We start from the raw sequence: 11,137 nt of genomic DNA, 5'->3' as shown, positions 1-11,137 counted from the left end.
TGATGAAATAAGAAGGTTATGGATATTGAACAAGGAAGTAAGCGTATATATTTGGACGAAGTGCTTTTAAAGTAGCTGGCTGATTTATGTATAAGGAAAATGCCTCAGCAAAATATTCACTTTCTGAGGTTTTTGTTGCAGCATATTCACTCATCCCTTTGCCCAGGCCACCGTCTTTTCCTAATGCTTCTCTAAAGCTTCCTTTAGCCTTATCGGCACTTATGGATTCCCCTCCTTTTCCGCCAGAACCTTCATTGGGTCTGAAATCTAAAGCATGACCAAATTCATGGGCCATGATAAATGCCTTTTGTGGTAATGTGGCACTAAAGAAATCACCATAAACAGTAATTCTTCTCTTCCAGTCTGTACTGCCCTTCGGACGTATTTGACTGTATTCTGCAGATTCATTTTTTGGACCTTTCGGAGTTTGTCCTAAATGTATTGGGATACCTGTAGCCTTACTTAAAATGCCTGTTGGTACTATATCTAAAGCTTCTAATACCTGGTCAAATTTTGCATCACTCATGGTATCCGGTGGATCGCCCAATGGATCATTTCTTACCGGAACTGCGTTGGTTATCTGGTAAGTTGTTTCATATCTCTGCCGCCTTTGTGCCGAGGTTTCTGTAGATGTCTTTGCAGTAAAATTGCTCAGCTTTTCTACAGCCAATTGAACGTTTTTTATTTTTTTGGCTCCCTTTCCGGTAGCATCGAACTCTGTTGATGTGAATCGGACCATAGCATTAGGCCCTGTTATTTTAGCATCCGATGGATTTGTTTCTCCACTCAAATCCAGATGCTGTACGGTAGTAATATTAGTAATGGCGGCGTCTGTTGCATCTTTGTTCAAGTTAAAATTATAAAGTATCAATGCCCTCATAGCACTTTCTACCCATGCCTCTGCCGGATCAAAACCTTTTACAACATAAGTAACATTGTAGCCTGATCTTACATCTCTTACTATTCCTTTCTGGAAAAACAGAGAAATGTTTGTTTGAAGATTGAAGCCAATATCATAATGGATATTTTGCCTGGTAGCAGCATCGTATGATTCAAGATTTTGAACCGTATCTTCTCCTGGCATAGGTGAACGTTGTATCGTATTCCCATTTTGTTGTATGGTATGTGTTAACTCATGTGCTAGCAGGTGCTTGCCTTTAGCAGAATTTGGATGATACATGTTTTCATTAAAATATATATCCTTGCCTACGGTAAAGGCTTTTGCATTGAGTGAGTTAGATAATTGACTTGCATCTGTTCCGACATGGATGTTAACATCAGAAAAGCCGGTTCCAAACCGGCTTTCCATAAAGCTTTGTGTGTCTCCGTCCATTTGTGTTCCTGAACCTCTTGAGGCTTCAATCTGGTCGCTAACCTCTGCTTTTAGTTTTGGCTGGTTATGGTAAACCAGCTCGTTAGTAGAATTAGGTTGATTGTTTTCATTTTGGAGTGATGCAGCTTTGGGAGTATCAGCAACCTTTGTTTGCTGATTTACAGTTTCATGTGATCCACTTGTTCCCTTCATAATTTAACTATTACCAGTCATTGCTACCCCTTTCCGGTGCAGTAGTAACACCGGCACCTGTCCAGCTAATTTCTTCGTCCCAGTTCCACCACATATATTGAGGTTCCATTCCACTTAATGGAAAATAGCTTGCAAATCTTCCAAATGATGATTGATCCATAGTATTGTACATCCAAACTCTTATTGTAGCGGTGTGACTTGCGCAGTTAATGGAATCTACTGTTACATAAAGTCCGAAAGATCCAATTGAGCAGGTATATAAATCTAAAGTTTGTATAGGTGGCCCCATACCTATCCTTGAGCCCTGGTAAAGTATAAAAGCATTTCTACAAGTGTCGGGATCAGTACCTGGCGGGCTCGAAACCCATAGTGGGTAAGCATTTGGATCTGTTACCGGGGGTTTGGTCATTCCGGCATGCCATGATGAATCTGTTCGGTGACTGGCAGCCCATGTAGCACAATCTGAAGCAATATTTGCTTTTATTGAGGTAAGCCCGTCAATTACCGGTTGCCAGGCTCTAACTATTGTGGTATAATTATCGCCTTCGGGCATATCCCATTGGGTAGCACTGGAGAATGGGGAAAAGAATTCGTCTAATATTGCACCAACTGTTGTTCTTTGTACTAGTTTTTTATTTTTTATAGATGAATCTTTCCCCTGTTGTAATGTGTGTGTTAGCTCATGGGCAAGTAAATGTTTTCCTTCATCAGATTGCGGTTGATATTGTCCTTCATTAAAGTATATATCATTTCCAATGGTAAAGGCTTTTGCACTTAGATCATTACTTAACTGTATAGATTCATGATCTGTATGAATGTTAACGTCACTAAAATCGCTTCCGAAGCGATTGCTCATAAAGCTATTTGTCTCGTTATCCATTTTGTTTCCGCCTCCTCTGGTGGCTTCTATGGCATTTGAAACACGATTACTTACTGTTGATGTGTTTTCGGCTTTTGCCTGTATACCGGTTGTTATTCCGGCAACTAAAGGTTTTCGCTGTGCTTTTTCTTCTTCCTCACAATGGGCACATTTTCTTTGAATAAATGAGTTTTGAGGCATGCGCATTACCTGATCTGCTACCGCATCGGCCTCATCTTCTAAGGGATCATTAGGTGATCCGACTGTAAGCTTTGCCTGAAAAAAGATATCGGAACCAGCTTTATCAGTAGCAACATCACTTTGCTCTAGTATTTTCTCTTGATGAGCTGCTGCCATTGGTGTTGCAACAGGCTCTGATACGGCAACGTCTTTCATAACGTAATATTTTGAACCTAGATCTAAACAGTTTTCCCCTCTTTTCTGAATTCTTTTTTTATGCCTTCTAAAATGTCTTTTCCTCTAATAATGTTTTCTTTGCGATCAAGTGCCATTAAAGAAGCATATTGAACAACATTTATTATTGAACCACCGGCTAATTCGTATTTTTCAGCAATGGTATCAATATCTAAATCCTCTTCAAGCTGTACTTTATTGCTAAATGTTTGTCGCCATAGTAATAATCGTTCATTACTTTTTGGTACAGGAAAATGGATAATAGACTGTAATCGTCTACCGAATGCTTCATCCACGTTGTTACGCATATTTGAGCTTAAAATAACTAAGCCATTGTAGTCTTCAAGGCGCTGCAACAGATAGGCGATTTCTTGATTTGCATATTTATCGTGAGCATCAGAAATTGATGTTCTTTTTCCAAATAGTGAATCGGCCTCATCAAAAAACAAGATCCAGTTTTTGTGTTCAGCTTTTGTAAATACTTTTTCCAGATTTTTCTCTGTTTCTCCAATGTATTTTGAAATTACCATCGACAGATCTACCCGATATACATCAACACCTGCCAGTTTACCAAAAAGCCCAGCGGTTAATGTTTTTCCTGTTCCGGGTGGCCCATGAAATAATGCTTTATAACCAGGTTTCAGCTTTTTCTTCATCCCCCACTCGTTCATTAACATAGGGCCATGTTCTAACCATATCTTAATTTCACCTAATTGCTGCATAGTGTGTCTGTCCAGCACCAGATCGTCCCATTCAAGTTGGGTGTTTATTCTTTTGGCTGGAAATTCCATACTAAAAGAAGGCTTACGCAACTTGCCACCTGTAAAAAGGTCAATGTACTCGTCATTAATTAACAGTTGGCCACTTAAAATGGGCTCGTTTGAGGGCGATGAGCCAAGCCAAAGTATATTATGAATTTTAAATAAATGATCGACATCAAAAAACTGCTGTGCCCTAAAACGCTTACTTAAATCGCTGCCTGCCAATAAAAAGGCTGCAGTTTCTCCAGTTGGCAAAAAACCGCTATGGTATGCCCCTTTTAAGCCGCCAAATTCTGTTACTCCGCGATCTTTTAATGTTGTTTTGATAAAAAATACATCAAGTAATTGTGGGGCAATATGCGGTAGCAATGCTAAAACTAAAATTAGGCGTTCGGAAAAGGAAAGTTGGTAGAATTGAATGAATTCGTAGAAAACTGATTCTTTCTCATCAGATTGAGGCGGTTCTATGTCGTATATGGATTCATACTCGCACTCTTCTCCAAAATAGAGCTTTAATCTTGTTTGAAGAACTTTTTCAAACCAGTTAATTTCATCCAGCAGATCTAATGCATTTAAATGATATGCATCCTTTTTGAAAGATTCTTCATTCTTTACCATTCTGTATGTATTATTTCTTTTAGCCAGGGAAGTTTTACGGTACCGATGCTCCAGGGTAAGCGATCTAGTAAAATATCAACGCCTGTCCGTTCAACCTGTATAAGCCATGAATTATCTTTTGGTGTTATTTTACCTTTGCGTAAAAAAAAAGTATTCTGCAGGGCCTCAGTGCTTGAACCTTTTAGGGCTTCCCAATACCTCACCACCGTTTCCAGTAATAATTTTGATTCTTCCTTTTCTTTTTTTTTCAGCTTAATGCCTTTTGGAATTAAATCAACACACTGTAACCCACAAAGAATTTTATTAAAGGGCATTTCCCATTCGTTGTATTTTTCGCTTCCGCATTGCAAATAATAGAGTAAAACTGATGCCCGTGATTGTGCATTGGCGGATATAAATTGATTCTTGTCATTAATTAGCTTTAAATCCTTAAAATATGCGGGCAGAAACGGATGTAAAAGGATTAATCCGGCATTTTCTATATATAAGCTCTCTTTGGTTTTATGATTATCAGCGGATTTTTTATCAGATTTATCAGCCCAATTTATTTCATTTGTTTTAATCAGATCGCTGGAAATAAGTTTTTCAAGATCAGAACTAACTAGATTTAGTTTTATTTCCTGCGTTCTTTTTTTGATTTCTTCTGCCGAAGCAGGAAAAGACTGTCTTAAATTGATCAGGAATTTTTTAATGAAATCAGTTTCATCAATGTGGAGCAGAATGAAACTTAGTAGTTGTTTTAAGAATATCTTTTTTGGCACATTAAACAGTTTTGCTAACTGATTTCTCGCTGCCAAAAGCGTGGTTATATTTGCTTTACTAGAATTGTTGGCGTACAGATCTATAAAAAGATTTATGTAACCTACAAGATCAGCGCTAGTGGTGTAATCAGCAAATCTGCTGAATGTTCGCTCAGCTTCTGAAATTGGTAATACCCGGAGCTTAGTTAATAATTTAAACAAAAATTCCTTTTGTTCTTCCTGATCAAAAGTACCAAGAATTTGAAAAGGGGATTTTTCAGGCGATTGTTCGTACCACCAGGGATAAGTACCATTTTGAAAAAAATACAATAAAACAAGCTTTTTCTGATCCTTTTCGCTACTGTATTCTATTGAAGGTGAATGATCAGGGCCTGAATTGAAATTGTCGCCAACAGAAAAGTCTTTGTTGTGTGGGTTTTCTTCGAACTGTTTTTTAAGTTCACTAACAATCTTTTCTTCTACGATTTCTACGAATCTGTTTTTGAACTCACTTATCTGCAGGTTGCCTATATCAACCTTAATATTGCTGATATTTATATAACTGTCCTGGTGTATATTTTGATGAAATATTCTCTGGTAAATTTCAGGCAGCTTGTTGCTTACTATTTCATTCAAAAATTGCTTACAATCAAACGCAAGTTTCTCATTACTGGCATGCAGCCTGATTTTTTGTTTGCGGATAATTACATCACCATTCACATTTTACATATTAATTCTAAAACCTCTGGTAATAACGTTTGCTTTGCCTACAGTAATGGCTCCTTCTTTTCTTATACTTTCATCTTTAATTAAACCTATACCACTCTGTACTTCTGCTAAGGCAGCATTCACTTCAAGGGCATTTGTTTTATCGTTGGTTATTAAAGTATTTCCCAGTTTCTCGGTAATTATGTTTGCATTTTTAATATAATCACGTTCTGCTGCAATTCTTTCAGGCGTTCCATCCCTAAGACTCTCCATCTTATCCTGGGCAGCTCTTAAGGCATTAAGATCGGCTGTTATTCCTAAATCTTTACCTGGTGTAGTGAACTTTGTGGGTGTAAGAACTGTGGTGAATAATGATGAGTTTTCATTGAGACGTTTATCAAATCCATCTAGTTTAATATTTAAGCCTTTAATGCTTTCTTCAACTCCTTTATTAACTCTCACATTAATCCTGTCATCTAAATCAATATCCTTAATGTAAGGAGTAAGTCTTAAGTTGAGATCTTTAGTGTAGTTCGGGATAAGCTCAAATAAATGACCTATTGGGAACTTTGGAATTATTGGAGTTAGAGGAGGTAAAGGCAAAGGTAACGGAGTATATATTGGTGGATTGGTTACCACATCTTTATCTATACTTGCATAAGGAAGCATAAAGTCGGCCACAACAGTTTTATCATCGGCAGTGTAAACAATTACAAATGTTCCTCCTCGTAATACACCTCCTGCATGTTCTAAACCTGGATTTTCTTTCATGAAATTACCCAGCATTAACCCGGTTTTCTTTTTGATTAGGGTATTTTGATAGATGCTCGATATAATGTCAGTTTTTCTAAGAACATCTGAATTCAGTATAAAATCATGCGGAATTGCAGTATTTGAGAAGGTAAACTGTTTGGTTTGTGCTTTAACATTACTAGCCGCTGTAATGATATTTGATACTGCGGAACGGTATTTTACATAGTCGAATTTTGCATCGCCAATATCTACTGCATTATCATAAACATTTTGCCGTGCTGTTTTAAATTCAGTTGCAGGAATTAATGTTGTTGCAGCGTCAGTTGCTCTTACCAGATCATCATTTACTGAGTCTGCATCATCCATACGATCAAAAAAAGTACTTTTTATCGATTTTTCGTACATATATAGATGTGGGAAAAACCATGGTCTTGGAGGGATTGTTTCTAATTTCTTTTCGACCTGAACCGACATGATGTTTATAGGCAGATTATTCTCCAGAATCATTTTATTTAGTGAAGCTTCAACATCAGAAAGCTTAAAACCTATATGCCCCTCTATTCGGAAAAAATTATACTTAAGGATATTGTATTTTAACGGGGTAACTGTGGCCCCGACATTTGAGTACTGATTTGAGAAATAAGAAAGGATCTGATTCTCTTTTTTCCGGTTGTTTGCATTAAAATTCCAATACAAATTTATAGGGAAGCTTGGGTTATAACTATAATAGAATGGTATACTACGCTCGCCAATAGGTACATCTTCGAAAAGGCTGGGGATAATTTTAAGCCCAACATCTACAGAGCGGAAGTCGGTAGATGTGGGTACTTTAAAGCTGCTTATCATGCTGTGGATACGCATGAAATTGAATCGTGTTAATTCATCAGAATCATTATTATTGTTCAATATTGGCGATTCATAAAAATGATGACGATATTCTAAATCAATGTGTATTTTATTGAACCGTTTTATCAGTAATCCAAAATTGAATCGAATATTACTTACTCTTAAAATATTGGAGCGAAGAAAGTCAGATATTGGTCGGGTTTCCAATACAGGTATTTCCCTTACAGGTGGAATTCTCAGATCAGGAAAAATTACCGGGATGGGATTTTTTAAAGTGGCATCTCTAACCAAGCCAATTAATACATGTTTAGGAAATAGATCAACATCAGGTGAGGTTAGCATATCATCTGAAAATAAACTTTCCCTAAGCTCATTATAGGCATAAGTGATATCGCGTGCATAATCATATACATATTGGCCATAAAAGGATTCACTAAGTTTAAATTGTTCTTCCAATAGGCTTTTCCACTTTTCTGTTGGGTCTCCCCCTTCAAAATCATCTTCAACTACCAGTTTGCAAACCTGGTAAGCTTTAGTAAGTTTGGCAATGATTTCCTCTTTTACCACTAAAGCATTATTAAATGATGCATTTAGTTCTTTATAAGTATCAAGATCGGTATTAACAATAACCCTGGGAATATTAAGGTCATCAATTGAGAAATAGTCCTTATTCATTGACGGCATGCTTTGAAGCAGGGCACCGATGTTATTTTTATGGATAAGTAAAATTTTTAATTCCTTAACGGCTGTAATCCCCTTGTTATCACAATCTGTTCCTGTACATAAATCAGGATCATTATTGTAGTCTTCCAGATACAAAATACCCACATAATCCTTTAACAAAGTGCCAGTTGTTGCTTCAAGCGTCGACAGATCTTTTCCTGGTATAGCCCCTACCAAACGGCTATCTCTTAATTCAAACATCGGCAAAGGCTGATTGCTGTCGTTAAGAAAATAAGGATATTTTGCATTCAAATCTTCAAAGACGTCATACTGATCAAATTCCTGATCATAGTCAAAATACAATAGATCTCCATCCGTAGTAATTGCTGCACCTTTTGAAACTACAAGATGTTTGTTGTCTATTACGCCTATTTCCAACCCATAAATAATCCCGACCCCAATTGCCTTGGTTCGTGTTAGCTTGTTCTGTACGTCAAGATAATTGAATAAATCATTCAACTGATCTGCCGTTAATACCTGATCATTTTCGAAAATAGTAAAGCGGGTATTGTCTTTACTAATTTGGTCTAGCACATTACCCATGATGTTTTATGTTTTAAGAGTTCCTAATGCGTTTTGATTTAACATAAAGAGCGTCCGCTCTTCACTACTACTGCAATCTTCGAGTCTGGCTACCGGATAAATTGACTTTAATGCCGTTAAGATGTTTATAAACTCGATTAATTTTGTATTTGTTGTATCTTCTGTTTTTCCTGATTTTACATCAAGCCATTCTTTGTAAGCGTTTTCGAATGTGATTAATTGTTCGTTGCTTACCCAGCAAATTTTTACAAATGTGTGTGCGGGGGCTTCCATTCTAATTGTTCGTTCGGCATACTGCCTAAAAGCAATATTTAGAAACCGAGGGGTATATGCCGGTAAAACAATACTGATTCTAAATGAGTAAGGATCTTTGTCTTCACAATCTTTACACCCATCATCAACGCATATTGGCATAAATCCAGCTTCATCGTCGGGAATTAATTCAGATACTTCGGTTGATGGGGTATTTATTGTTTTTACCTGGGGAGGTAATAAAAGCATATGCTCTATTAGAAACATCCCCTCTTCAGCCCTGTTTTTAGTAACCAGTAAAACTAGCTGTTGCAAGTCTAAAGCAGCCTCATTCATAGACGAATAAAGCTTAGTACTTGTGCCTATAACCTTATCTGCATTTAAAACCTGGTAATAAAAGGTGCCATCGCCATTATCAATGGTTTTCAAATTCTGTGCAGAATAAATCAAACTCAATGCATCTTCCATAGCAAAGCGGGCTTCTTCCTCTCCTGGAAATTTCTCAGAGCCTTCAAGCAAAATAGTTCCGGTTTTAAAATCAGTTATCCTGTACCAGTATTCATCATTGCCTGATCCATTTAACCCATGTTGAATGTTTGTATTAAGGTTGACCAGGTTACGCCTGTTTAGGTTCTCAAATCCAAGCAAACGCTGTAATCTTTTTTCGAGACCACTTATATTATTACTGTCCCATAATTGGTCCTGTTCAGTGTAATTATAGGCTGAAAATCTTTTTGCACTATATTCCGGATAATTTTTTAGAAAATTAGCTTTGTCCTGAACGATATCTTCCTGATTTATAACAGACGGGCTAACCACATCTTTTGGATTTGAGGTAAAACCAGAGTAAAGTACATTTACATAATCAGAAAATGATTCAGAGAACCTTGAAAGCAAATGATCCAGGAATAGGTTCCGGCGTTTATAGTAAGTAGCTTTATCTTCGGCTGCGGCTTGTACATTTACATCTACCGTGGTATTATCCAGAAAAATATTGCTGGCATCTTTGAAACTCCTTACAGTGTTTGCAAAATAGGTGTTCTTCTGTGTATCTGTTGAGAACAGATTACCCAGATTTGAAAGTTGCGAAAAAGAATTGGCCAATTGCTGATCAAAAAAATACAGATAGGCCTGTAACTGTTTAGCTTGTGCAATCCGTTCTGCTGTCGCATCTTCGGGCAAGCCCCAGTGGCTTATTCCATAATTTTTAGGGAAATGATTTTGAATAGAATAATAATTACCTGTATCTATAAAAGTACCCTCATCAAATCTTATATCTTCAGTTCTTACCAAATCATTGCCTGAAATATAATTGTCCATTAGTTTATCAAACCTATTTTTTATGATGTTCATATCAGGTCTGAGAGGAATTCCATTTTTATAAATCAGTACATTTGAATCGAGAATATTTATGATTGGTTGCTTACCTCTTCTAACCGGAATTATCCATTTGTTATCGAGCTCTTTTGCTTGATCGGTGGGGTTAAAGATAATATCCAGGATGTTGCTTACGCCAGGAACATTAAGCATTTGCTGCATGATATCTGAAAGATGAATTTCTCTTTTCAGATCCGAAGCCAGGAGCTCTTCTTCTTTTATAAAACCATGAATGAGTAACGGACCTTCGAATATTGCATCAGAGGTATAGCCCATATTGATCAAATCATTTAACCAATAGAACTTTATTAGCGGAGTAAGGTAGAGCTGAATATTGAAAAACAATTCGGCCAGGGTATCAAAAGGATCAGCATCAGATTTTAGTTCAATTTCTGTACAAAGCCTAAACTCTTGTTTACTTATCTCATTAATTGTTAGAAAGTCTTCGCAAAGATTTCGGTTTTGCATAAGCAATTCCAGCACTTCGCTTTTTATCCGTTCTTTATTATCATCATCAACATTGGTGTCAAATTCTAACAATACATCGTAATATCCAAGCACATCAACAGGTTCCCATTTAAAGCTCTGAGGCTGGGTAAACTGAAGTTTTTTAAGGCTTATGTCGGCAAATATGCCTAGGCTCCTTTTTTGTAGCCAGGCATTTTTTACACCTTCTATATCGATGATTAGTTTACGGTAATCATTAATTGTTACGGCGTTATTTGGAAATATTTTTGAGGCAGAAAAAAAGTGTTTTAGAATGTTTGTCCTTGCATCTTCAGGTGTAGCCAGCAGATCAGGAATAGTATTGTTTGTTCTATAGCTTAAATCTGTAATTGCATAACATAGCAGTTCAAGCATGGTAATTCCCGGATCATGAACATTATAATCAGTCCAGGTAGCAGAGCCTGTTTTTTCGAGGTATGCGATACCAGCTTTCCGCAGTTCTTCATAATCAAAAGCATCATTTTGAGGCTTTTTTGGCGAAATACTTAATGCTTCACTCATTAGTTGGAGG

6 protein-coding genes are annotated in these 11,137 nt (G+C 36.9%); all 6 read right to left on the bottom strand.

What is annotated here, in order from left to right:
- Positions 1–16: 16 nt before the first annotated feature.
- The 6 genes from CPT03_RS07450 to CPT03_RS07425 are packed head-to-tail and all read right to left on the bottom strand — an operon-like array spanning position 17 to position 11,127.
- Entirely contained in the window at positions 17–1,525 is a 1,509-nt protein-coding gene (locus CPT03_RS07450; protein WP_099438262.1) for a DUF4157 domain-containing protein, read from the bottom strand.
- Between the two features lie 10 nt (positions 1,526–1,535).
- A complete protein-coding gene (locus CPT03_RS07445) occupies positions 1,536–2,780 on the bottom strand; it encodes a DUF4157 domain-containing protein (protein WP_099438261.1) in 1,245 nt (414 codons plus the stop codon).
- A gap of 23 nt (positions 2,781–2,803) precedes the next feature.
- A complete protein-coding gene (locus CPT03_RS07440) occupies positions 2,804–4,177 on the bottom strand; it encodes an ATP-binding protein (RefSeq protein WP_099438260.1) in 1,374 nt (457 codons plus the stop codon).
- Entirely contained in the window at positions 4,171–5,637 is a 1,467-nt protein-coding gene (locus tag CPT03_RS07435) for a contractile injection system tape measure protein (protein ID WP_099438259.1), read from the bottom strand. Before CPT03_RS07435 ends, CPT03_RS07440 begins: the two co-directional genes overlap by 7 nt.
- A gap of 3 nt (positions 5,638–5,640) precedes the next feature.
- Positions 5,641–8,490 (bottom strand): hypothetical protein, encoded by a 2,850-nt coding sequence (locus CPT03_RS07430; RefSeq protein ID WP_099438258.1) that lies wholly within the window; start codon positions 8,488–8,490, stop codon positions 5,641–5,643.
- A gap of 6 nt (positions 8,491–8,496) precedes the next feature.
- Complete coding sequence (locus tag CPT03_RS07425) at positions 8,497–11,127, bottom strand: hypothetical protein (protein ID WP_099438257.1); 2,631 nt, start codon at positions 11,125–11,127, stop codon at positions 8,497–8,499.
- Positions 11,128–11,137 lie beyond the last annotated feature (10 nt).

This window comes from Pedobacter ginsengisoli (assembly GCF_002736205.1).
GTDB lineage: Bacteria > Bacteroidota > Bacteroidia > Sphingobacteriales > Sphingobacteriaceae > Pedobacter > Pedobacter ginsengisoli_A.
Note: the sequence above shows the minus strand (reverse complement) of the source record. Positions and strands in the feature narration are given on the sequence as shown.

What these genes read in the sequence shown, in the direction of transcription:
- CPT03_RS07445 (WP_099438261.1), bottom strand. Translation starts at nt 2,780, where the DNA reads ATGAAAGACGTTGCCGTATCAGAGCCTGTTGCAACACCAATGGCAGCA.
- CPT03_RS07440 (WP_099438260.1), bottom strand. Translation starts at nt 4,177, where the DNA reads ATGGTAAAGAATGAAGAATCTTTCAAAAAGGATGCATATCATTTAAAT.
- CPT03_RS07425 (WP_099438257.1), bottom strand. Translation starts at nt 11,127, where the DNA reads ATGAGTGAAGCATTAAGTATTTCGCCAAAAAAGCCTCAAAATGATGCT.
- CPT03_RS07430 (WP_099438258.1), bottom strand. Translation starts at nt 8,490, where the DNA reads ATGGGTAATGTGCTAGACCAAATTAGTAAAGACAATACCCGCTTTACT.
- CPT03_RS07450 (WP_099438262.1), bottom strand. Translation starts at nt 1,525, where the DNA reads ATGAAGGGAACAAGTGGATCACATGAAACTGTAAATCAGCAAACAAAG.